This is a genomic window from Sphaerochaeta halotolerans (assembly GCF_003429665.1).
In the GTDB taxonomy this organism is placed as follows: Bacteria; Spirochaetota; Spirochaetia; order Sphaerochaetales; family Sphaerochaetaceae; genus Sphaerochaeta; species Sphaerochaeta halotolerans.
Window position 1 is genome coordinate 260,061 of sequence record NZ_QUWK01000002.1, and the last position, 24,091, is coordinate 284,151.

Here is a 24,091-nt window from a genome sequence, read left to right on the forward strand (position 1 = left end):
AATGTGTCAACAGTGTCCTATGCAATAAAAATATCCCAATATCCTTTCAGGAAGATGCCTAAAATGATTGCTGGCAATACGTACTTGAAGTACGGACGAAGCACCTTGGGAAAACCTAATCCGTTGGATCCACTATCTGCTTCTGTGATAAACTTGTCCCATCCCCAACCATATTTCCAAGTACAGTAAATGGTGAAGAAAAGCGATCCCAGAGGGAGGAGGGTAGAACTTACCACAAAGTCCTCAAGGTCAAGGACTCCCGTCCCCGGTCCAAGAGGCTGGAATCCTGCAAGTACGTTGAATCCAAGGATACAGGGAAGGCTGAGCAGGACAATGGCGATTCCATTGAACAGGGTTGCCTTCTTGCGATCAACGCCCTTGGTGTCGATCCAGAAGCTGATGATGTTCTCAAAAACTGCAATAAGCGTGCTTAATGCTGCAAAGCTCATGAAGAGGAAGAACAGGGAACCCCAAATACGGCCACCCGACATTTGATTAAAAATGTTGGGAAGTGTGATGAAGATCAGCGAAGGACCGGCATCGGGCTGAACACCGAAGGCAAATGCAGCAGGGAAAATAATCAGGCCACTACAAAGGGCTACAAATGTATCAAGGCCGATGATGCGGACCGCTTCACCCGTGAGGCGGTGTTCCTTGCCGATATAGGAACCAAAGATGGAGATAGAGCCGATGCCGAGGCTCAAGGTGAAGAATGCTTGGCCCATTGCTGCATATATTGTTTCAGAGAGACCGCTTTCGACCATCTTTCCAAAGTCAGGAACCAAGTAAAACTTCAGTCCTTCTCCAGCACCATCGAGTAGCATGCTGTTGAACGCGAGGACCAGCATTAACAGGAGTAGACCGATCATCATTTGCTTGGTAATTTTCTCTACTCCACTTTGTAATCCCTTGGCTACGGGAAGGAGTCCCAAGACTACAGCCAGAATCATCCAGAAGATCATGCTTCCAGGTTTCCCCAGCATGGTAGAAAAGAATCCGCCTACTTGATCGGCGTTCAACCCAACAAAGTCTCCTTTGATGGTGTGAACAAAATAGGAAAGAAGCCATCCGGTAATTGTCGTGTAGAACATCATTAAAACGTAGTTACCGATAATGGCAAGTTTGCCATACAGATGCCAAGGTTTTTTCGTCGGTGTCAAAGTTTCGAACGTAAGTCCAATATTGGTCTGACTTGCTCTTCCGATGGAAAGTTCCATGACCATGACCGGAAGGCCGAGGATAATGAGAAATACCATGTAGACCAGTACAAACGCGGCTCCTCCGTACCTTCCTGCTATGTAAGGGAAACGCCATACGTTCCCCAGCCCGATGGCACATCCCGCTGATAGGAGGATGAAGCCCAATCTGCTCGCCAATGCTTCCCGTGTTTTTGTAGCGCCTAAACTCATATACTCTCTCTCTTCTCACTAGTGTAGCAAGTTGTTCATTGTAGAAGACAACCGCCACATTCTGAAGTATGATAAGGAAAAATGCAACCCAAAATTGCCTGGTGCGTTGACAGAGACGCCCTACAGGGGCAAGATACCAAGTAACATAGCACGCAAAGAGGTATAACACATGTCCAGTGGAACAGCATTGCAAGCGTATTTGTCAGAAACCAAAGAGATGAATGGCCCTATGGTTGCCTATACTGCAGCCCTTGAACAGATTGCACAAGTCGATTCGGGTATTGCAGGTCGCATTGTCAATGAGCTGAAAGATCAGCGAACCCACTTGAAGTTGATTGCAAGTGAGAATTTTTCATCAATCGCTTCCCAGCTTGCAATGGGCAACCTGCTCACCGACAAGTATAGTGAAGGGTTTGCCTACCACCGTTTCTATGCTGGTTGTGACAATGTCGATGCCATAGAAGCGGCTGCTTGCGAGTATGCTTGCGAACTCTTTGGTGCTGAGCATGCTTATGTGCAACCTCATAGTGGTGCTGATGCCAACTTGGTTGCGTACTGGGCAATTCTCAATACGCGCATCCAGATTCCCGCCTTGGAGGAGATTGGGATACCCAATCCCAGTAACCTCAGCCGGCAGCAGTGGGACCAGGTTCGAGAGAAGCTGGGAAACCAACGACTCTTGGGTCTTGATTACTACTCGGGAGGACACCTGACACACGGGTATCGCCAGAACATCTCAGCTCAGATGTTTGATGCTTATACGTATACAGTTGAGGAAAAGAGCGGGCTGCTTGACTATGATGCAATTGAGAAAATGGCGCAGGAAGTCAAGCCGTTGATTCTCTTGGCTGGTTATAGTGCATACCCGAGGAAGATTGACTTCAAACGGATGAGTGAAATTGCCCATGGCGTAGGTGCTGTATTCATGGTTGATATGGCCCACTTTGCTGGCTTGGTTGCAGGAAAAGTCTTCACTGGAGCCTATGACCCAATTCCCTGGGCTGATGTTGTAACCACGACAACTCATAAGACACTGCGTGGTCCACGAGGTGGTATGATACTCTGCAAGAAGGAGTTTGCTGAAAGTGTGGACAAGGGGTGCCCATTGGTGCTCGGTGGCCCACTTCCCCATGTGATGGCAGCAAAGGCCATTGCACTCAAGGAAGCTCTTGCCCCATCATTCAAAACCTATGCACAGGACATCGTAAGAAACTCTGATGCATTGGCAAAAGCGTGCCTTGCTGAAGGAATTCCTGTTGCAACAGGGGGAACGGACAACCATTTGATGCTTCTTGATGTCAGGCCCTTTGACCTGAACGGGCGACAAGCTGAGACCGCCCTCAGGGAGTGTGGCGTTACATTGAACCGGAATGCGCTTCCATTTGATCCGAACGGCCCTTGGTACACCAGTGGTCTTCGTATTGGAACCCCTGCTGTAACGACGCTCAAAATGGGCACACAAGAGATGAAAGAAATTGCATCCATAATCGCGCTGGTACTTAACCATACCAAGCCGATGATTCTCACCAAGGGTGCAAATGCTGGCCAGCCAAGCAAGGCAAAGGCGGTAACTGAGAATACAGCAAAGCAAGAAGCCCAGAAACGAGTTCTGGCATTGCTCGAGAAGTTCAAGCTCTATCCTGAGCTGGACCTTCCGTTCCTTGAGAAGCATTTTCCACTCGACAATAGCGAGCGGTGATGGTAGCATTGACGATGGTGGAGGCAAGCAATGAGTAAGATTATGGAAAATCTGCGCTACAGCAAAGATCATGAATGGGTTCGCATTGAAGGCGATAAGGCCTACGTTGGTATAACAGACCATGCACAGCATGAACTAGGTGAGATTGTCTTTGTTGAACTTCCTCCCCTTGGTGAGCAATATCGCAAGGGAGAAGAGATATCTACCGTTGAGAGCGTCAAGGCAGCTTCAGCCATCATTAACCCTGTTGAGGGGGTCGTGCATGAAGCCAATGAGGATCTGGATGGATCTCCTGAATTGATCAACGAGGATTGTTATGCACATCACCTCTATATTCTTACTTCCTTTTCTCAAGCTGATTATGATGAACTGTTGGATGCGAAGGCATACCAAGCATACCTAGAGACTCTATAAAGAGAGCATACCTGTGAGCCGCCAGATCTTGGCGGCCTTTGTTTGCCCATGTGCTGGAGGCATACATGATATATCCCTATATTCCCCATACTGATGAAGATCGAAAGATTATGCTTGAAGCTATCGGTCTTTCTTCAATGGAGGAGCTTTTTTCCGGTTTGTCAGAGGACATTCTCCTCTCTGATTCAGTTCCAATCAGTCATGGTCGGACTGAAGACGAAGTGCAACGAATGATTGATTCCATTGCACAACGCAATGTTCGAGGTATACCGTTTCTGGGGTGTGGTTGTTATGACCATATTATACCCTCTACGGTTGAGGCGCTTTCCAGTCTTCCTTCCTTCGTTACTGCATATACTCCTTACCAAGCAGAGATGAGCCAAGGGTTGCTCCAAGCAATCTATGAGTTCCAAAGCATGATTTGTGAGATTACTTCAATGGATGTAGCAAATGCCTCGCTGTATGATGGAGCTAATGCTGCAAGTGAAGCTGCTTCCTTGATGGTGGGGGCAAAACGACATGCATCGGTGGTGTTGGTCTCCTCTACACTGCACCCATTTACCCTGCAGGTCCTGCAGACGTGGGCAAAGGGAACCGGAAAGTCCCTGCGCATCGTAAAGGAGAAAGATGGAGTGGTGGACCTTTCGCTGCTTTCCTCCCTTCTGGATTCTACGTGTGCTGGATTGATTGTCCAGAGCCCAAACCGATACGGCTTGTTGGAATCATATGAGGGAGTTGCAGAGATTCTTCATGAGCAAAAAGCACTTTTTGCCATTTCAAATGATCCCCTGTCCCTTGCGATGCAAAAATCTCCAGGGCAATGGAATGCAGACATTGCAATCGGGGATACCCAGTCCTTGGGACTCCCACTTGCCTTTGGTGGCCCGAGCTGTGGTTTCATGGCGGTGAAGGAAGCACTCCTGAGAAAACTCCCAGGTCGGTTGGTTGGCCTGACTGAAGATGGGAAAGGAAGAAAAGGGTTCACCCTGACGTTCCAAGCGAGAGAGCAACATATAAAGCGAGAGCGTGCAACAAGCAATATCTGTTCCAACCAGGCATTGGCGGCACTGATGACTACCATCCATCTTTCCAGCCTCGGATGGGACGGGATGCTCGAGGCTGCAAACCAAAGCTATGCCAAGGCACATTATCTGGCATACCATCTAGCCCAGCTTCCAGGAATGACCTTGGTTTGGGACAAACCTTTCTGGTGTGAATTCCCCTTGGTTTTTTCCGATTCCAAACGTCTGAGAAAGTTTATGCAAGAGCTCCGTAATGAAGGGATATTTGCTGGTGTAAGACTTTCAACACTGACTCGAAAGGTCAAGGATGAATTAGTTCTCCTTGTCGCTGTGACGGAAAAACGTAGTCGTGAGGAGCTGGAACTCTACCTAGCAGCAGCACGGAGGGTCATGAAATGAGAGAGACACTATTGATTGAACAATCCAAACAGGGAAGAAAAGCCTATTGTTTCCCTCCCTTGGATCTCCCCAAGGGGTTTCAACAGGCACTTCCTCCTCTTCCAGAATCCATCCGTAGAGAACAACCAGCGCGCCTACCTGAAGTCTCTGAATTGGATGTGGTCAGGCATTTTACCCGACTTTCCACGATGGCCCATGGAGTGGACAACGGAATGTATCCCCTCGGTTCCTGCACGATGAAATACAATCCCAAGCTCAGTGAGCATATTGCGAAAATGGATGCATTTACAAAAATACATCCATTGCAGGATGTCTCAACAACACAGGGAAGTCTCTCCATCATGTTCAATCTGCTTGAGGACCTTTCCTCCATCACTGGCATGAAATGGGGTACCCTACAACCCTGTGCTGGAGCCCATGGCGAATACACTGGCTTGAAGATGGTCAAATCCTACTATGAGAAGCGAGGAGAGACCGGCCGAACCAAGATTCTCATCCCTTCCAGCGCTCACGGTACCAATCCAGCCAGTGCAATGGTAAATGGTTTTGCAGTGGTTTCCATTGGTTCCAATGAGAAAGGGCAGGTAGATTTGGAGGACCTTGAGGCTAAACTGGATGATTCTGTTGCTGCCGTGATGATGACCAATCCCAATACCTTGGGGATTTTTGAACAGAATATTCTTCTCATCAGCAAGATGGTACATGCCCATGGAGCCTTGATGTACTATGACGGTGCCAACATGAATGCCATACTGGGCATGGCGACTCCTGGCGAGATGGGCTTTGATGTCGTGCATCTCAATCTGCACAAAACTTTTGCCACCCCACATGGGGGAGGGGGGCCGGGAAGTGGACCTGTGATGGTAAATAATACACTCAGGCCATTCCTTCCAAAGCCGGATATCCTTCTGACCGATAGTGGCTATGTCCTTGATTGGGATGGTGAAGACTCCATCGGGAAAGTCAGCATGTTCTGGGGGAATTTCCTGGTACTGCTTAGAGCATACGTCTATATTTTGAGAATGGGTAGTGAAGGACTTCGCTCTGCAAGTGCCCATGCCGTGTTGAATGCAAACTATGTGGCAAAACGGTTATGCGATGTGTGTGAAATTCCCTACGGGGAACAGTGCATGCATGAGTTTGTCATCAGCTTGGAGGAGTATAGACAGAACAATGGTGTAAGAGCTCAGGATATTGCAAAAGCCCTCATTGACAAGGGGTATCATCCTCCCACCATGTATTTCCCCTCACTGGTAAGCGAGGCGCTTATGATTGAACCGACTGAGAGTGAGAGCCTTGAGACATTGGACGCTTTCATCCTCGCATTCCGTTCAATCCTTGCACAAGCAAAGGAAGATCCTGAATATGTGAAGGGGGCTCCGTATACTACACCGGTTGGCCGATTGGATGAGGTGAAGGCAATCAAGGAACCAAATCTTCGTTACTGAGCGATGCTTTTTGCTTTGCAGTCTCTCCAATCCTGAGGTATCCTTAAGGTATGAACAGAATACTAATACAAGACGGATTGCTCGTTGATACGGAATGGACCAGGCATGCTGACATCTTGATCGAGGATTCGAAGATTGTGCATATTGCAGCAAAGATCGATCCAGATACCTTGCCTGAAGGAACAGAGATTGTACAGGCCGAGGATATGTGTGTGTTGCCAGGTATCATCGATGCCCACACTCATTATCACTTGGTCAGCAGGGGCACAGTGACAGCTGACTCCTTTGAGGAGGGTAGCCGCTGTGCAGCCTTCGGTGGTGTGACGTGTGTTGTTGATTTTGCCGATGATGACAAGAAAGGGAATCTTGCTGCCTGTGCAAAAGCGAGAAGCACAGCTATGGGAAAAGAGATGGCGGTGGACTTCTCATTGCATCAAGGGGTGTATGCCTACCGTGAAGGTTTGGAAGAGGAGCTGATACAGCTGAAGAAGGCGGGGGTGAAGGTCATCAAGATGTTCACCACGTACAAGGATGTCGGCTACCTTGTTGATGATCAGGAAGAGTTGCGCAAGATTTTTGCATTGTGCAAGAAATATGATCTTTTAGTAAGTGTTCACTGCGAGGATGATGCAACCATCCAGAAGGTGAATAGCTCTTATTCTGGTCCTTACACGCCTCCATCCCATGCAGTGCTCCGCCCGAGCGAAGCCGAGGCCCGCGGCATCGATACGGTAGGAAGAATTGCCTTGGAGCTGGATATGCCTCTGTATGTAGTGCACCTCTCCAGCAAGGCTGGTCTTCAGAAGGTGAGAGAGCTTCGGGCAAAAGGTCTTAGGGTAATTCTAGAAACCACTCCTCATTACCTGTTCTTGGACAAGAGTAAGCTAGAAGGGGAGGATGGACCTCTGTATGTAATGACGCCTCCTTTGCGGAGCAAGGAAGATAATGAGGCATTGCAGGAAGCAGTCCTGAATGGGGAAGTCCAGATTATTGCAACCGACCACTGTTCTTTCACTCGTGAGCAGAAGCTTTCCAGCAAGGATGTGAGGACAATCCTTCCAGGGATTCCAGGTTCAGAGGAACTTCTGAGTTTGGTGTACTCCTTCGCTGCAAATAGTGGCAGGATTGGAATTCAGCAGGTAGTGAACCTACTCAGCACCGCACCTGCTAAGGCGTTTGGGCTCTATCCACAGAAAGGTTCCATCCGGGTGGGAAGTGATGCAGACTTGGTCATTTTCGATCCCGATATGGCGTGGACTATCAGCAAAGAGAATATCCATTCAGCAAGCGGGTATACTCCATATGAGGGTATGCAGGTCATTGGCAAGCCTATCATGACCTACCTTCGTGGACGGTTGATCATGGGGGATAATATCTATCTTGGTCGTGCTGGACACGGCGAGTTTGTCCCTCAGGACGATGTAGGAAGAGGAAAAACTATCATGCACTGAGCTTGAGCAAGTGTTTTTCACTTACGGCATCCTCTGCAGGATGCCGTCTTTATACAGTACACTTATTGTCACAATAGGTTATTTTCACTAGACTAACAGCAAGGAGTTTCCATGATTGAAGGAATACTGTTTGACATGGATGGGGTTCTCATTGATTCCGAGCCTGTCATCCTCCACGCTGCCATGGAATATTTGGAGCGTATAGGGATAACGGTCAAACCTGAGGATTTTACTCCATTTATTGGGGCGGGAGACAGAAGATTTCTTTGCGGTGTAGCAGAGAAATATGGCGTTGCATTGGACTTCGAGGAAGCCAAAGAAGCTTTTTTTTCGCTTTATGCCGAATATGCTCTGGATCGTGGGCCACTTGAAGGGGTCCATCGGTTCATTGCCAATGCGCGCAAGGCTGGGTTGAAATTGGCACTTGCCACCAGTGCTGATCGGACAAAGGCCGAGATAAATCTTCGTGCCATAGGACTTAAAGCGTCAGATTTTGATTACATGGTAACCGGTGAGAGCATCAAGCGTAACAAACCGAATCCAGATATCTATCAGTTGGCTTCCCTTTCCATGGGGCTTCCACCCCAGGAATGTCTGGTGATTGAGGATGCCATAAACGGTATACGTGCTGGAAAGCAAGCAGGATGTTCAGTCTGCGCAGTTACCACCACATTCTCCCTGCCTGAACTTGTTGAAGCAGGTGCAGACTATGTACTCTCAAGCCTGGATGCCTTTGAGGATTTTCAGAGCCGTGAAGAGCTTGAGATGATTCTCTCTTCAAGCAAGGGGAACGATGAACGTGTTGTGTACGGGGCAAATAAGATTCTGGAAGCTTCTTCGCCTTTGATGGGTGAGAAAGCTCTCTTGGAATTTGCCATTAAACAAGCCTATGAAGCACGAAAGAACGCTTACACTCCATACTCCAAGTACAAGGTTGGGGCTTCGGTGGTCAGCGCTGCTACAAACCGTGTGTATAGTGGATGCAACGTGGAAAATTCCAGTTATGGAGCAACCATCTGTGCAGAACGCAATGCAATCCTCAATGCCATAGCAAATGAAGGGACCGTTGGGATTTCCCTTTTGGTTGTAGTCAGCGAAGATGCCCCTCCTGCGCCCCCCTGCGCCCAATGCCTGCAAGTCCTCGCTGAATTCAGCCGTAGCAATACCGCTGTTCATCTGGTGGATGTTGCCTTTGCTGAAGGGAGAGATGGCAGTCATATAGTGTACAGATTTGAAGATTTGTTGCCACATCCCTTCATATTTCCCACGATGAGGTCATGATGCGTCAGTTCCGATTGGTATCCATAGTTATTATTAGTATGATTCTTCTGGGAACCAGTTGCTCAAGTACTCATCATATGATTGCTCCAGAGGTAGTTGCTGCTGATATTCCACTCGGGGAAAAGCTCTCTTCATTTCAGATTCCTACCGTCCGGGTATCCTATCCTGATGTGTACTATGATGGTATTGCATGGAAAGATCGACTTATTGAGTTGGTTGAAGGAGCGGAGGATTATTTGGTCACCAGTGCATTCCTTGCTTCCAGTTCCGAGGAGTTGGAAGCACTTTACAGTGCGCTTGCCATGAAAGCAGAGAGTGGAGTCCGCGTATACTTCGTTGTAGATGGGGCAGGCTCCTTTGATATGACTGAAACCCGGTACCATCTGATACCGTTGAAATTTCTCCGTGAAAGCGGGGTCCATCTCTTGGAGTTCAATCCACTGAGTGGTGCGCGGTTGGTAAGTGGTCTGAACCTTCTGTACCGTGACCATCGGAAATTTCTCATCATAGATGGAAAGCAGATTGCACTAGGAGGGATGAACCTCAACTATATTTCTATCGGCGCAGAAAACGAACAGTTGCAACGAGACAGCATGTATGAATTCAATTCCCCTGAACTCTGCAACCTTATTCTTGATTACTTCGTTCCTTGGTGGAATGAACAAACATGGGATGAAATTGCCAGGGAAGATTTTTCTATTGATACAACCACACTTGATGGAAAAAAGACATACCAAGGTTGGTACGTAAACCAGGAACCGGGAAGCGCACAGATAAGTAAGCTGGTTGGCTCCTTGCTCAGTGAGGCCGATCATTCGGTGCAGATGCTTCCGTTTCTTCCCTTCATGGATGAGGAGATGATTGAGGCATTCCGTATGGCACAAGAGCGAGGTGTAGAGATTCAAATGATTATTCCCTTTGACCGGAGGGCCACCAATCGAAAGGGAATCGAGTACATGACCAAGGATTTGCTTGACATGGGCATCGATCTTCGCATTGAGAGAGAGAGTGCAGAAACGCAACGGCTGTTGCATGAGAAGCTGATCATTGTTGATGAGCGCTATGTGATGATAGGTTCCACAAATATTAATTACCGCTCGATGAACCTTGCCTATGAGAATTCCCTGGTGATTGACAGCCCTGAACTGGCTCAGCAATTGAAGCTTCATTTTGAACAGCTGTATGAGAAAACAATTCCCATAACTGAAGAGATGGCCGATCGGTGGCATACCCTCAGAAACTGGCCCCGTTTCATAACCGCATTTTTTGGAGGCTGATGATGAAGAAGTCAACGATTCTTTGTATGCTTCTATTGTTTCTTCTCTCAACTCCGTTGTTATCTCGCTCCTTGGGATACGGATTAGGATACTATGGTGAAGAGATAATGGATGGCCCCGAGCGGGTGTCCAGTGGTGTGGAAGTCTCACTGGCTTACCAGCCATGGCTCCTGGAATATGGGAATCCTTCCCTTGTGGGTAAAGTTGCTTTTGGTACCGATCAAGATAAAGAATGGGTCATCCCATACCTGCAGGCAGGCTTGAATATTGATCTTGTGAGGACCATGAATCATCCCTTCAACGTTATTGCTCACAATGTGATTGCCTATACTCCTGCTATAGGGCTTTTCTATCAGATGGATCCGATGAGGGAGTCCTCCTCCTTTACCGTGGAAATGAGTCCATTGAAGTTGAGCCAAAAAGATTTTTGGTATGAATTTTTTTCCCCATTCATCTCCTTTAATCTGGATGAGGGGGTAGTGGACAGTTGGGGTATTACCCTTGTCCGTTATACGTATTTTGTCACCAAGTAGGATGTCATGCATAAGAAATTGTTGTTGCTAGGTATAATTGTATTGATGATTGCTTCCCCACTCTTTGCTGGGTATTTCGACCTAGGAATCACCTTGGGGACCAATGCCCATCTGTATGAAAAAGAGCTGGATTCGAGTAGGATGAAGCTTGCTTGGGGACTTTCTTCAGGTTTGACCGATGTGTGGGAATTTGATGTTCAAGTAGATACTCGAATCATGCCTTCTCCCTTTAGTAGCTCATCTGTTTCCTTGCTCATGCAGCGTACCTTGCTCGGCCAACGTTCCACCGGGTCTGCCATAGCTGGGGTAGGGGTCAATACACTTATGGGAGCGGGCATCATGATCAGCCCCTACCGTGAGGAAGGGACCTTGGGGGTCAGCCATGTGCTGCTCTCATTGACCCCTGTCACAATAGGAAGCCCCGTAATGGGGAAGAGAGAGCGTATGCTCTCTCTCACCCTTGCCTACAATCTATCGAACGGACAGATTGGACTGCTCTTCGATTTAATCAAATATGATTTCTATGTGGTCGGCACCTATAAGGATTACCTTTAACAAGTCCCTTCCAGAGCCATAATCTTGTCAACTCGTCTCTGGTGCCGTTCCCCTTCAAAGGTAGCATCCATGAAGGCATCAAGCATATCTACAGGATCTTCCGGGTAATCGATTCTTCCACCAAATGCAATAAAGTTGGCATCATTGTGGCGTCTTGCCATGGCTGCCGCATAGCAGTTCTGGGGAAGCGCACAACGGATTCCATCAACCTTATTTGCACTGATGGAGACTCCAATACCGGTTCCACAGAGGACGATGCCAAACTCATACCCACCCTTCTTATACTCCAGGCAAGCTTCTTTGGCGATATCAGGATAGTCAACTGAATCATTGGAAGTAACTCCCAAATAGTTCACTGTATATCCCATCTTTTCCAGATATCCAAGCAATCTCTTGGCCAGTTCAACCGCACCATGGTCATTAGCAAGTACTACACTAGGCATATTACATCTCCTTGGTTCTTTTGATGGTACCCTATTTACCCAGCTCTGACTAGCTGTTATAAGTTGTCAGAAAAGCTCAACTCGGATAGAATAACGGACAACAGAGGAGCATGTCGTGGCTGAAATATTTGTGTGTGGACATCGTAATCCGGATATGGACAGCATCTGTGCTGCCCATAGCTATGCATTTCTGAAAAACAAGGTCGACCCCAACAACACCTATTATCCGGTGCGATGTGGGAATCTCAATGATACTACCAAAGCTCAGTTTGATAGACTGGGTGTGACCCCCCCACCTTTCATCAAGGATGTTCGTACCAAGGTGCTCAGTGTTACCCGAAACACCGAATCGGTAGTTCAGGTAGGAGATCCCGTGTACAACTTGGTCTCTTTTTATGGCTCTTCAAGCAAATCATCAGTTGTACCGGTCATGGAGGGAGAGCAGTATCGTGGTCTCTTGAGTGTTGATGAGGTAAGCAGCTTTTTTCTGAAGGAGAACGGCGGTGAGCGTCCAATCTATCACTTCGTCGTGGATAATTTTCCCAAAGTGCTGAAGGGCTCATTCCTGAAACGAGGAGAGAAGGCAACCTTCGATGCTCCTATCATGGTAGGAGCGATGCGTTATGTAATCTTTTGCAAACATATGGAGGCGTTGGAAGGAAGGCCTCCCATCTTGGTTGTCGGTGACAGGGAAGACCACATCAGAAAAGCTATCGAATTGCAGATTCCGGCTATCGTCCTGACAGGAATTGAGGATCATGTCACCAGTAATGTCGACTGGGATTCCTACCAAGGGCCTGTGTATCTCAGCGCGCTTGATACTGCGGAGACGCTCCGGCTCTTGCGTCTCAGTGTACCGGTCAAGGAATTGATGGTTCAGGACCCCATCAGACTCGAGGATGACTGTCTCTTTGATGTGGCACGGGATATCCTTGCCGAGAGTGAATATCGTGGACTTCCTGTCTTTAAGGGTGGTAAGTATACGGGCTTTGTCACCCGCCGTTGTTTCCTTGAGAGGCCAAAGACAAAAGTAATCATGGTAGACCACAATGAAACGGAGCAAGGCGTCAGTGGTATCGATGAGGCTGAGGTTCTGGAAATCATAGACCACCATCGTCTGGGGGCAGCAAAGACCCGCAATCCTATTTTCATTTACTGTGAGCCACTGGGCTCCACTTGTACCATCATTTACAAGTTGTATATTCGGTACAATATTGAGATATCACCAGAAATGGCTCGCGTCCTCCTCTCGGGAATTGTCAGTGACACAGTAATGCTTAAGAGTCCCACTACGACATTCGAGGATTATACAGCGGTACAGGATCTTCTGGTTCTAGGGGATGTTGAGGATATGCGCACGTTTGGGGAAACGATGTTCAGTAGTGGAGCCTCCTTGGCAAAAGAAGATCCTCGCAAAATGCTCGAGGCAGATTTCAAAGTCTATCGAGAACTTGGTGTTACGTTCGGTATCGGGCAGTGTGAAGTCACCACACTCAGTGACATAGATGAGTACAAGGATACCTATCTCTCTGAATTGGAGCTCCTGAAAATGGCCCAAGGCCTGGACTGGGCAATGTTCCTGATCACTGATGTTGTAAAGGAAAATAGTATTCTCTTGATGACCAGCTTGCCGATAACAGAGCGAAAACTTGCCTATGAGAAGCTAGGGGAAGGGAAGTACTTCCTACCGGGAGTCCTTTCCAGAAAGAAGCAGTTGCTTCCAGAGATCCTGAGGGTTCTTGAGGAGTAGCTTCTATTTGATTTCTGCAATGGTGATGACGCTTGGGATGGTTTTTAGATTCTTGATGACCTTCTTGAAGTCATCCTCTCTCTCCACTTCCATGGTGAATGTACCTCTAAGTCTTCCTTCCTCGTCGTCGTGCAATCTGCCTTCGATGAGGTGTCCCTTGTGCTTGCGGAGTGCTCCCTCGATCTCCCCAAAGAGGTCATAGGTTCTCCTGCTGGTCACACTAAAGCGTTTGGTAAGTTTCGGGAACTCTGTTTCCCATTCCACCTCAATTGCTCGGTCATCAATTTCTGCCATGTTTTTGAGATTGGGGCAACTGCGCTTGTGGACAATGATCCCACGGCCTCTGCTGATGTACCCCACGATATCATCCCCCCTCACTGGATTGCAGCACTGGGCGATGTGGATCATCATGTTCTTCTCATCCCCGACGCGAAATTTGACCCGTGTTTCATCAAACACTTCCTTGACGATATGCTCTTCATCCAACGGTGTTGGTGGTGGTTGTGGCTGTTCCTCTTTCTGCTGTTGGTCGGGGGCTTTGCGCTTTGCAATGATATCCTTGTCAATGAGGATGTTCTCATCATACTTGTTCAACCATGCCTTGATTTTCTTTCGTGCACTGCTTGTCTGTGCATAGCGCAACCACTGCAGGTGTGGCCTTGCATTGGGACTGGTCAGAATCTCGATAACCTGTGTGTTCTTCAGGGGGGCGTTGAGCGGTATGATGGACCCATCAGCCTTTGCACCGGTGGTATGGTTCCCTACCTCGGTGTGGATCTGGTAGGCAAAATCGAGGGCGGTTGAGTTGGTTGGGAGTTCCACGATGTGACCCTGGGGGGTAAACACATAGATGGTATCCTTGAGCAGTTCTCCCTTGATGTCTTCCATATAGGATTCACTGCTCTCAATCTCATTCGACCAGACCTTGAGCTTGCTGATGATACGGGAGAACTGTTCATTGTCCATCCTATTCCAGGAGCCACTGTCGCTGCCAGTATCTGCTTTATAGCTCCAGTGTGCGGCAACACCATACTCAGCGGTAAAGTGCATTTCCTTGGTTCTGATCTGTATTTCCAGCAACTTCCCATCGAGTGCCATGACCGTGGTGTGCAGGCTCTGGTAGTTGTTCGCCTTGGGCATGGCGATATAGTCCTTGAACCGTCCCTCAATAGGTGGCCATAAACGGTGTACAACGCCCAAGATTGTATAACATTCGGTCGTTGAATTACAGAGGATACGAACGCCAAGGATATCGAAAATCTCATCGATTTCCTTTTTGCGCTTTTTCATTTTCATGTAGACCGAATAGGTATGTTTTGCTCTACTGGTGACGATGATGTCACTCAGCTGGGCATCCCCGCAAGCGCGGTAGATGGACTTTTCCACACGGTTTAGATATGCTTTTTGTTCACTTTTCTTACTTAACAGATAGTCTTGTATGTAGTTGAAGGTATCGGGTTTGAGTACTTTCAAGCTCAAGTCTTCCAGTTCATCCTTCAGCCATGAGATACCGAGGCGGTCGGCCAGCGGTGCGAAAATATCGAGGGTATCACTGGCAATCTCCTTCGCCCGCTGAGGGTTCAGGTGTTGGATGGTGCGCATGTTATGCAGTTTGTCTGCAAGCTTGATGATGATGACGCGGATGTCCTTGCTCATGGCGAAGAACATTTTTCGGATGGTTTCCGCCTCTTGGACACTCTTGTTCATCGTCTTGAGGTTGGCTATCTTGGTCTCCCCCTCAACCATGTCAGCTACAGCCTGCCCAAAGGTCTGGGAGAGCTCCTCATAAGTGGTATTGGTATCTTCTAGGGTGTCATGGAGAAGTCCGGCACAGATAGTATCTGCATCCATCTTTAGTTGGATGAGGATTTCTCCTACCGCAAGGGGATGGATGAGATAAGGTTCTCCACTGGCACGTTTCTGGTTTTCGTGTTTGCTGTCAGCAAAGGTAGCAGCAGCCAGGATTTTCTCTTGGTCAGCCTTGGGATACTTGTACGCTTTTTGGATGAAACGTTCAATCAATTGTTCGTACATGCAAGTACCCCCCAAACTACGCGTTCATGACCAGCAAGGTCCTTGGCAATGGTAATGTTCTTGAAGTGGTGCTCCTTGAAGAGGGTGGCAACCTCACTTGTCTGCCTATAATCACATTCGATAAACAGAGCTCCCGCTTCCTTGAGATGCATGGCGCTCTGTTCCAGCAACCTTCTGATCAAGGAGAGTCCGTCTTGACCTTGCCCATCCAGAGCGCTCCTTGGTTCCCATTCCACCTCCGCTGAAACCTCATCACACCAGGAGGCGGTGAGGTAGGGAGGGTTGCTCACGATACTACCATATTTTTGTGTTGTCGTGGAGAGGAGATCAGCTTCATGCAATAAAAGTTCATGCCCTGTCAACGCTCTAGCATTGCGTTTAGCAATCTCCAAGGCTTCTCTTGAAATATCGGAAAGCTCCACGTCCACTCCTAGCTCCAAGGCGAGGGTGATTCCAATTGCGCCACTACCGGTGCAAACATCAATGAGGGGAAGCAACGCTTCCTTAGGCCTGCTTTGGGCAAAGCGAAGGACTTCCTCAACCAAGATCTCTGTGTCTGGACGAGGGATGAGCGTATGTTCATCGACAAAAAATGTCCTTCCATAAAACTCTTTATATCCCAGTATATATGCCATGGGCTTGTGTGCCAGTCGCTGCATTCTGAGTTGTTCCAAGGTTTCCCGTTCCTCTTCAGTCAGGATTCGCTCATGCTCCATAATCTGGTGTACTTGGTCAAGGCCGGTCACCTTCTCAAGGAGGAGTCGGGCATCCAGGTCATTGCTGTCACCTATCTGTCCCGCTTGCAGGAGTTTTACAGTCTGTTGCTTCCACCCGGCAATGGTCATGCACACGTTCCTTACGCTTCCTTGAGTGCAGCTTCACCTGCGGCTATTTTCAAAGCCTCAATCACTTCGTCAAGATCTCCAGCCATTATCAGTTCGAGTTTGTACAACGTTAGATTGATTCGGTGGTCTGTGAGTCTGTTCTGGGGGAAGTTGTAGGTACGGATGCGTTCGCTGCGATCCCCAGACCCTACCTGGCTCTTTCTTGCCTCAGCTCGTTCACGGTTTTTCTTTTCCTCTTCCAAGTCAAAAAGACGGGAACGCAGCACACGCAAGGCTTTTGCCTTGTTCTTGATTTGGCTCTTTTCATCCTGACAGATTACCACCAGTCCAGTTGGTAAGTGAGTCAATCGTACTGCACTGTCCGTGGTATTGACGCTCTGCCCCCCTGGCCCTCCGGCGCGCATGACGTCGACCTTGAGTTCTTCCTGACGTATCTCGATGTCGGTCTCCTCTGCTTCAGGAAGCACTGCCACGGTTACAGCACTGGTGTGTATCCTTCCCCCACTCTCAGTCTCAGGGACTCGTTGTACCCGATGCACCCCGCTCTCGAAACGGAGCGAACCATAGACATCCTTCCCGCTGATAGAGAGAACCAGTTCCTTATACCCCCCAATACCTGTTTCATTGGAAGAGAGGACCTCGATCTTCCAACCTTTGGTGTCTGCATAGTGGGAATACATGCGGAACAGGTTTGCAGCAAAGAGTGCAGCTTCCTCTCCACCGGTCCCTGCCCTGATTTCCATGATGATGTCTTTTCCTTCCATTGGATCGGGGGGGATGAGAAACATCTTTGTTTTCTGTTCGCTTTTTGCCAGTTGTGCTGTCAATTCGTCCAGCTCTTGCTCAGTCAGCTCGAGCATTTCAGAATCCTTCTCCTCCTTGAGCAATTGCTTTGCATCGGCAATCTGCTCCTTGAGGCGCTTCATCTCTTTGAGCTCATCAATGATGGGAGCGAGATGTGATCGTTCCTGATTAAGGCTTCTGAAGAGCTTCATATCCTGCATAGTTTCAGGATTGCTGAGTTTCTCATCTATATCTGCAAGCTGCTTCTCGTAATCGGGCAGTTTTTCTAGCATCGTTTTCTCCTACAGTATAAGTATACAAAAGTGAGGAGTTTTTGCATAGCATTGCTAGATGTCCAACCCAGAGAGCATCTGATGATTTTTCGCGACCTCAGCTGGCCCAAGTGTATTCATACGCAGGAAAAGTAATCCACCAGCAAGGAAGAAGAGGGAAGGAATTACCCCCATGTGGAGGCGAATTCCCCATCGTGCCTGGTCGGTGACTGCAAGGGGGTCGAATGCAGTCACTTTGTGTACAATGAAAAACACCATGGCTTGACTTGCATAACTGAAACGCATGAAAAATGCTCTGATTCCCATAACAACGCCATCATCACGACGCTTTTGTGCCACTACCAGACTATCAATAACATCAGCCATTGCCGGACTCATGAAGGTCCAGAAACCTCCAAAACCCAACCCCCAGAGGGCCATTGCCGCAATATATGCGGTGGCTGAAGAGAGGAAGGAGAGCGGAAAAGCGAAGAGTGCCAAGACAAAAGAGCAGAGGATGAGCATCAATTGGTTGTTCTTTAGGCGCTTGGCTACCTGCATCCAGATGAGAATGGAGAGAAGTGTACCCACGAGCATACCAGCGAAAATGGGAGTAGCCTGGCTACTTTCTGCTGCAAGTACATACTTGACCACATAGTTGACGCTGGCGGTCATAAGCATACATCCGCTTTGATAAAAAAAGAGCAAAAGCACAAAGGCAAGGAGATTGCGATTCTTCAATGCTCGTTTCATCTGGTCGAAGAAATGAGGAGAGGCTTCCTTTTCCTGCTGCTGAGCAAATCGTGCAATCATGTCCTTGGTCTCAAAGACCCCGAAACTTACGCCAAAGGTTGCCACCAGACTGAATCCTGCTATGACCAATGCACAGATGAGGTAGCTCGACCGTATCCCATAAGAAAAGAACAGGGGAGGAATGATAAAGCCCGAGGCAATACCCAATACTCCAATACCGGTACCGACGGCTGCAGTAGTAGTCCTCTCATCCTGGGTTCGAAATTTATCAGGATAGATGCTCTGATAATTTACCTCCCAAAGTGAGTAGAAACCATCATAGAGACAGATGGTGAGTACCATCCAGAGAAAGACAGGAAGAGGGTTTTTCTTTGCATCCCATGAGCTGGGGACGCTGAAGATGAGAATGAAGAAGATACTACAGAGCACAAGACCCATGATTATCCAAGGGAACCTCCTGCCAAATTTCTTTGAAAATGGTGCGCCTTTGTTGGTGACATACCCAATGATCGGGTCATTTATTGCATTCCAGAGTGAGTAGAGGATGGTTGCGAGCGCTGCATATCCGGCTGATAAACCTACCTCTGTCTCATAAAACATGAATACAATACTGCCAAATGCACCGGTAAGAAATTCAGCAATGAATTTCCCCATTCCATAGGAGACCATAATGCCTTTTTTTGCCATGATATACCTGCCTTGCTCCTTTATACTGCAGGTAGTCTTTCACGTCAAATAAAAGCAGGTGACTAACGCTTGTCCTCCGTAAATCGTACCACCATGTGTACTACAGCAACCTGGTTACTTTCGTTGGAAATGGAGTGTTCGACATCACAGTGGTAGACAAGAAAATCACCCTTCCTGATTTCCGCATGATTCTCTCCGGCTTGTACTTTTACTGCACCTTTGACAACAGTTAGGTACTCCTGTGTCCCTGCATAGTGTGGTTCACTGCTGAGAATGCTATGAGGCTCAAGGGTAACGAGGTACATCTCAAGATCTTCCACCATACTCAAGGGGCTGAGGATTCGGATGGATACCCCGTTCTCATGGGTTTCAAGCTTTGGGGAATCTTCCCCTGCGGGGTTGAGGGTAAAAATGCGTTTGGGCTGATCATCTGAATCGAGAAGGTCATTGAGTTCAACATTCAAGCCTCTCGCAATTTTCCAGACAGTGGCAACAGTGGGGTTCACCTTGTCGGATTCAATCTGGCTGAGCATCGCCTTTGACACGCCTGAACGCTCAGAAAGTACATTGAGTGTGAGTTTCCTACTGGTGCGTATCCGCTGTATGTTCTTGCCGATCATGGGAGGGGTTTCCATTGCGTCGCTCCTTGTGGTAAAAGTTTGACATAGTGAATTCTGTTTACTATAATGAACATAGATATTGTATGCCCCGAAAAAGGGGATTGTCAAGGAATGTGCGCTCGGAGGGTCTGATGAAAAACATCCTGATCATTGGTTCTTTAGGTCAACTCGGTTCAGAGATTGCACTGGAATGTCGTCGTCGCTATGGATCAGACCATGTGGTATTGGCTGACATTCGGGATGATGTAAACAAGGAACTCATTGGTGGAGGGCCGTTCTACAAAGTTGATGCTCGTGATGGGAAAACCATCAATGAAATCGTCAAGAAACATACGATTGATACCATTTATCACCTTGCTGCATTGCTTTCTGCAAGGGCTGAGCAGAATCCTTTGGCGGCATGGGATCTCAACATGAATGGTTTGATTGCAACCCTGGAGGTGGCAAAAGAGAACCATTGTGCGGTGTTTACCCCATCCTCCATCGGGGCATTCGGTCCTACCACTCCCAAGCAGTTTACTCCTCAGGATACGATCCAACGTCCAACTTCCATCTACGGGGTAACCAAGGTGGCGGGCGAATTGTTGTGTGATTACTATCATCATGCCTATGACGTTGACACCAGAGGGGTGCGATACCCTGGCATCATCAGCAATATGACCCCACCCGGTGGTGGTACTACGGATTACGCAGTGGAAATCTACTATGAGGCGGTTAGGAAGGAGCACTATACCTGCTTCCTCAGGGGCGACACCTATCTCGATATGATCTATATGCCTGATGCTGTGGAAGCAGCAATCCAGATTATGGAAGCTGACCCCAGTCGGCTTAGGCATCGTAATGCGTTCAATATTGCCAGCATGAGTTTTTGCCCTGAGGAGCAAGCTGCCTATATACGTACCGTCATTCCAGGGTTTACCATTTCCTATGAGGTTGATCCAGTGAAACAAGCAATTGCAGATTCCTGGCCAAACTGCTTGGAGGACTATGCTGCACGGGTTGAGTGGGATTGGAATCCTACCTACAATCTGGAGACCATGACCCTGGATATGATTGAAACCATACTGAGGAGGACACCATGACAGAATCATTGGAAAAGGACCTGAAAGCATTCTTTGAGGAACAAGAACAATCTGGATTAATGAAAAAGGAGAGGGTGTTGCAAGGCAGACAGCAACGCTCGATTGCTGTAGCAGGGGGAGAGGTTCTCAACTTCTGCGCCAACAACTACCTGGGATTGGCCGACAATGAAGAAGTCATCAAGGCAGCAAAAGATGCTATGGACAGATGGGGCTACGGGCTCTCCTCGGTCCGCTTCATCTGTGGGACCCAACAAATTCACAAAGAGTTGGAGAAGCGCGTTAGTGCTTTCCTCCGAACTGATGACACCATTCTCTTCACATCTTGCTTCGATGCCAATGGAGCATTGTTTGAACCATTGCTAGGGGAGGCGGATGCGGTCATCAGCGATGAACTCAATCATGCCTCCATCATCGACGGGATTCGCCTGTGCAAGGCAAAACGCTATCGTTACAAGCACAGCGATATGGCGAGTCTGGAGGAAGTGCTGCAGGAGAGCAAGGCACAGCGAAGACGTCTGATTGCTACAGACGGTGTCTTTTCCATGGACGGCGATATTGCTAAGCTTGCAGAGATTTGCTCACTCGCCCAGCAGTATGATGCCCTGGTAATGGTAGATGATTCCCATGCCACTGGATATCTTGGGCCTCATGGTCGAGGAACCGTTGAATTATGTGGTGTTGAAGGAAAGGTGGACTTGATAACCACCACCTTTGGGAAGGCTTGTGGTGGGGCGAGTGGTGGTTGTATCTCTGGCCGCCAGCTCTTAATCGACCTGTATCGACAAAGGGCACGCCCGTACCTGTTTTCCAATACCTTGGCACCGGCAATCTGTGGGGGAACAATACGGGTACTGGATCTGCTGGAAGCAGGAAACCCGTACAAGGAAGTCACCATGCGCAATGCGCGTTACTTCAGGCAAAAGATGGAAGAGGCAGGCTTCGATTTGGTAAAAGGGGAGACTGCCATCGTCCCGGTGATGATCTATGATGAGGCAAAAGCAGTCCAAATGGCAGACTTGCTCTTGGAAAAGGGCATCTATGTCATTGGATTCTGCTATCCTGTGGTACCCAAGGGCAAAGCCCGAATCAGGGTGCAACTCTCTGCAACGCATACATTGGAAGACTTGGATAAGGCTGTGGAGGCATTCAAGCAGACAGCAAAGGAAATGGACCTGCTTTAGAAGAAGATTCGCCTCTCAAGCTCTTCACCGTATTGCTTAAGATCGGCAAGTACCCGTTTTTCCTGTGCTGGAGTCTCGGTGCTTGCCAATCTTTCCTCAATCTTACGTTTGAAGAAATTCCAGTTCATCTTGATGTTCCCTGGTGGGTTGAGTGTACGTTCAGCGCAGAAGCTGCGCCATTTACGAAGTTGTTCCTCGGTGAGTACTTCCTCCCAATTCCGTGCAACGTACCGGAAGAGCATAGTAGGAATCCTGGTATCCTCGAAATCGAGATGGAGGGAGAGTTTTTCCTTTGGCTCGGCTTCTCTGATCAAGGCAAAACGCTTCTGGTCTGCATCCCCGAAGAAGCGGTCATAGAGTTGGAAATCCACATCATCAACCCCTTCAAAGGTATCTTCGACATTCCGAGCGATGAGCAACAACTTTGGATGACTGGCGATTTGCTGGTGACGGAATAGGGCAAGGTCCTTGTCTATTCCGAGTTTTACGGCAAGTTGGTCAGTAAGCACATTCAACGGGGAGACAAACGGACACTTGTTTATCGCCAGCGTGAATACTCCCTCTGTCTTGAGCAATGTCTCCTCGGTTGCTCTCAGCAGTGGAGCGGTATCTTTGCTCAGATCAAAACAGATGATGGCATTGGCATTACTTTTCATATGGGTGATCGGGGTGATAAGGCGTGAACAACCCTCATTTTTGCTGAAGATTGCAGAGGTATAGAGGACCGGTTGCCCGAAGGGAGTAGCAACCACCCGCTTGACTTGGCTCTTTGCCCTGAGAGAGAAATAATAATCATAGAGCCTTGGTTGCTTGGTTTTGATCAACCGGGCGATTTCAATCGTTGCCCTGACATCCACCAAGGCATCGTGTGCTCCTTGCTGGCTGATGCCGTTTGCTTCGGTCAGGCTGGTAAGGCGGAACGTGGGATTTCCCGTGGTCTCCTTCCTTGGAGGCCAGGTGATGCCTTCCGGGCGGAGGTCGTACGCTGCACGTACCAAGTCAATGATATCCCATCGGCTGCAGTTGTTCTTCCACTCTCTCTGATAGGGATCGAAAAAATTACGATAGAGAGCATTTCGAATAAACTCATCATCAAAACGAATAGTGTTGAACCCTGCAACCACTGTATAGGGTTTTGAGAATTCCCCATTGATACGAGCAATGAACTCGCTTTCGCTCATGCCTTTTTCGTTCACCTCCTGAGGAGTGATACCGGTAATGGTGCAGGAGAGAGGATCGGGAAGATAGTCGTCGCTGAGTTTGCAATAGAGGACAATAGGTTCCCCAATGGGATTGAGGTCAAGATCTGTGCGTTGCCCTGCAAACTGGGCAATTCTATCATATCGGCTGTCAAGCCCGAAGGTTTCAAGGTCATACCAGAAGATTGTTTGTTTAGAAGGGTGCATATTCATGGCTTCAGTGTACCATAGAAGTGAAGTTGTGTCTTTTTTCCATGAATAGGTTGTTCTCTTTTGTGTGGTGAATTATCATATCACAAAGGATGCCCATGAAATACTTGATACCTTTTCTGTTGATGTTTTGTTTGCTCTTTCCCCTTGGGGCAAAAGAGCCTACTCCAAACGATGTCACAGTGGCTATTGCTGCCATCACTGACTCGACCATCTGTGCAGTTGCGGCCTTCCTTAATACCCCGAGGATTGACCTTCCTGGAAGCAATCTCTATTTCAGGGATGGTGAGACGCTCCCCCATATCCTGACATTCCAGGAAGCTGATTTAGGGACCTATCTTCCCTTGTTCATGTCGACAAAGGAGGGAGGAACCTCCTTTTTTGCCTCCCTGATGCAATCGGCACGAGGACCGCTCAATGATGTGGCAATCCAATATCTGACCGTTCATGCATGGGAAAAGGGGCATGCGATTCTCAAGGGAGCTGCAATTACCGAATGGGGTGAAGGAGTCACGCTTCCTTCCCTGATGGGTTCAGTGATACAGAGTGGAAAGATTCCTGATATCCTGTTCACAGCTGATGTGGTAGTAGCTGGGCGACGGGTCAGCACATCTGTCAGGGTAGAAGGAAAATTCATATTACACAGCGATGATGAAGGCTATTTTGCGGTACGTCCGCTTACTTTGAAAATAAACGGAAGGGAAGTAGAGGTATAGGTAAACCTCTTTTTTCCCTATAGGAGGA

21 protein-coding genes are annotated in these 24,091 nt (G+C 48.2%); 13 read left to right on the forward strand and 8 right to left on the reverse strand.

Features of this window, described 5'->3' with window-relative positions; all coding sequences use genetic code 11:
- Positions 1–17: 17 nt before the first annotated feature.
- Entirely contained in the window at positions 18–1,409 is a 1,392-nt protein-coding gene (locus DYP60_RS02765) for a sodium-dependent transporter (RefSeq protein ID WP_117329342.1), read from the reverse strand.
- A 169-nt stretch (positions 1,410–1,578) separates the two neighbouring features.
- On the opposite strand from DYP60_RS02765, the gene DYP60_RS02770 reads away from it, so the two are divergent.
- From DYP60_RS02770 to DYP60_RS02810, 9 genes are all read left to right on the forward strand, one after another.
- Entirely contained in the window at positions 1,579–3,108 is a 1,530-nt protein-coding gene (locus DYP60_RS02770) for a glycine hydroxymethyltransferase (RefSeq protein ID WP_117329343.1), read from the forward strand.
- Between the two features lie 30 nt (positions 3,109–3,138).
- Positions 3,139–3,522 carry a glycine cleavage system protein GcvH gene (gene gcvH, locus DYP60_RS02775; RefSeq protein WP_117329344.1) on the forward strand — a complete coding sequence of 128 codons (384 nt, stop codon included), beginning with the start codon at positions 3,139–3,141 and terminating at the stop codon, positions 3,520–3,522.
- 65 nt (positions 3,523–3,587) lie between these two features.
- A complete protein-coding gene (gene gcvPA, locus DYP60_RS02780) occupies positions 3,588–4,943 on the forward strand; it encodes an aminomethyl-transferring glycine dehydrogenase subunit GcvPA (protein ID WP_117329345.1) in 1,356 nt (451 codons plus the stop codon).
- Positions 4,940–6,391, forward strand: a complete 1,452-nt coding sequence (gcvPB, locus tag DYP60_RS02785; protein ID WP_117329346.1) for an aminomethyl-transferring glycine dehydrogenase subunit GcvPB — start codon at positions 4,940–4,942, stop codon at positions 6,389–6,391. Before gcvPA ends, gcvPB begins: the two co-directional genes overlap by 4 nt.
- Before the next feature lie 50 nt (positions 6,392–6,441).
- Complete coding sequence (gene hydA, locus DYP60_RS02790) at positions 6,442–7,842, forward strand: dihydropyrimidinase (RefSeq protein WP_117329347.1); 1,401 nt, start codon at positions 6,442–6,444, stop codon at positions 7,840–7,842.
- 111 nt (positions 7,843–7,953) lie between these two features.
- Positions 7,954–9,123 (forward strand): cytidine deaminase, encoded by a 1,170-nt coding sequence (cdd, locus tag DYP60_RS02795; protein WP_117329348.1) that lies wholly within the window; start codon positions 7,954–7,956, stop codon positions 9,121–9,123.
- Positions 9,120–10,400, forward strand: coding sequence for a phospholipase D-like domain-containing protein (locus tag DYP60_RS02800; protein WP_117329349.1), 1,281 nt, complete (start codon positions 9,120–9,122; stop codon positions 10,398–10,400). The genes cdd and DYP60_RS02800 overlap by 4 nt, the downstream gene beginning before the upstream one ends.
- Positions 10,401–10,402: 2 nt before the next feature.
- Positions 10,403–10,933 (forward strand): hypothetical protein, encoded by a 531-nt coding sequence (locus DYP60_RS02805; RefSeq protein ID WP_117329350.1) that lies wholly within the window; start codon positions 10,403–10,405, stop codon positions 10,931–10,933.
- A 6-nt stretch (positions 10,934–10,939) separates the two neighbouring features.
- Positions 10,940–11,488, forward strand: a complete 549-nt coding sequence (locus tag DYP60_RS02810) for a hypothetical protein (RefSeq protein WP_117329351.1) — start codon at positions 10,940–10,942, stop codon at positions 11,486–11,488.
- Here the strand turns inward: DYP60_RS02810 and DYP60_RS02815 are convergent.
- The gene (locus DYP60_RS02815) at positions 11,485–11,931 is read right to left on the reverse strand and encodes an RpiB/LacA/LacB family sugar-phosphate isomerase (RefSeq protein ID WP_117329352.1); all 447 of its coding nucleotides are present in this window, start codon (positions 11,929–11,931) and stop codon (positions 11,485–11,487) included. The genes DYP60_RS02810 and DYP60_RS02815 overlap by 4 nt on opposite strands.
- Positions 11,932–12,046: 115 nt before the next feature.
- Between DYP60_RS02815 and DYP60_RS02820 the strand changes: the two genes are divergently transcribed.
- Positions 12,047–13,681 (forward strand): putative manganese-dependent inorganic diphosphatase, encoded by a 1,635-nt coding sequence (locus tag DYP60_RS02820; RefSeq protein WP_117329353.1) that lies wholly within the window; start codon positions 12,047–12,049, stop codon positions 13,679–13,681.
- Between the two features lie 3 nt (positions 13,682–13,684).
- On the opposite strand, the gene DYP60_RS02825 is transcribed toward DYP60_RS02820, so the two are convergent.
- The 5 genes from DYP60_RS02825 to DYP60_RS02845 all read right to left on the reverse strand — a co-directional run bounded on the left by DYP60_RS02825 (position 13,685) and on the right by DYP60_RS02845 (position 19,690).
- The gene (locus DYP60_RS02825) at positions 13,685–15,715 is read right to left on the reverse strand and encodes a RelA/SpoT family protein (protein ID WP_117329354.1); all 2,031 of its coding nucleotides are present in this window, start codon (positions 15,713–15,715) and stop codon (positions 13,685–13,687) included.
- Positions 15,700–16,560, reverse strand: coding sequence for a peptide chain release factor N(5)-glutamine methyltransferase (gene prmC, locus DYP60_RS02830; RefSeq protein WP_240622814.1), 861 nt, complete (start codon positions 16,558–16,560; stop codon positions 15,700–15,702). The genes DYP60_RS02825 and prmC overlap by 16 nt, the downstream gene beginning before the upstream one ends.
- 11 nt (positions 16,561–16,571) lie before the next feature.
- Positions 16,572–17,636, reverse strand: coding sequence for a peptide chain release factor 1 (prfA, locus tag DYP60_RS02835; RefSeq protein WP_117329356.1), 1,065 nt, complete (start codon positions 17,634–17,636; stop codon positions 16,572–16,574).
- A 54-nt stretch (positions 17,637–17,690) separates the two neighbouring features.
- Positions 17,691–19,055, reverse strand: a complete 1,365-nt coding sequence (locus DYP60_RS02840) for an MFS transporter (protein ID WP_117329357.1) — start codon at positions 19,053–19,055, stop codon at positions 17,691–17,693.
- 62 nt (positions 19,056–19,117) lie between these two features.
- On the reverse strand, positions 19,118–19,690 hold the full coding sequence (locus DYP60_RS02845; protein WP_117329358.1) for a helix-turn-helix domain-containing protein: 573 nt from the start codon (positions 19,688–19,690) through the stop codon (positions 19,118–19,120).
- A gap of 116 nt (positions 19,691–19,806) precedes the next feature.
- Between DYP60_RS02845 and DYP60_RS02850 the strand changes: the two genes are divergently transcribed.
- Together DYP60_RS02850 and DYP60_RS02855 are read left to right on the forward strand one after the other, a co-directional pair.
- On the forward strand, positions 19,807–20,757 hold the full coding sequence (locus tag DYP60_RS02850) for an NAD-dependent epimerase/dehydratase family protein (RefSeq protein ID WP_117329359.1): 951 nt from the start codon (positions 19,807–19,809) through the stop codon (positions 20,755–20,757).
- Positions 20,754–21,938, forward strand: a complete 1,185-nt coding sequence (locus tag DYP60_RS02855) for a glycine C-acetyltransferase (protein ID WP_117329360.1) — start codon at positions 20,754–20,756, stop codon at positions 21,936–21,938. Before DYP60_RS02850 ends, DYP60_RS02855 begins: the two co-directional genes overlap by 4 nt.
- Here the strand turns inward: DYP60_RS02855 and sbcB are convergent.
- Positions 21,935–23,350 (reverse strand): exodeoxyribonuclease I, encoded by a 1,416-nt coding sequence (gene sbcB / locus DYP60_RS02860; RefSeq protein WP_117329361.1) that lies wholly within the window; start codon positions 23,348–23,350, stop codon positions 21,935–21,937. The two genes, DYP60_RS02855 and sbcB, sit on opposite strands and share 4 nt — an antisense overlap.
- Positions 23,351–23,445: 95 nt before the next feature.
- Here sbcB and DYP60_RS02865 point away from each other — a divergent pair, with 95 nt between their 5' ends.
- Entirely contained in the window at positions 23,446–24,063 is a 618-nt protein-coding gene (locus DYP60_RS02865) for a hypothetical protein (protein WP_117329362.1), read from the forward strand.
- Positions 24,064–24,091 lie beyond the last annotated feature (28 nt).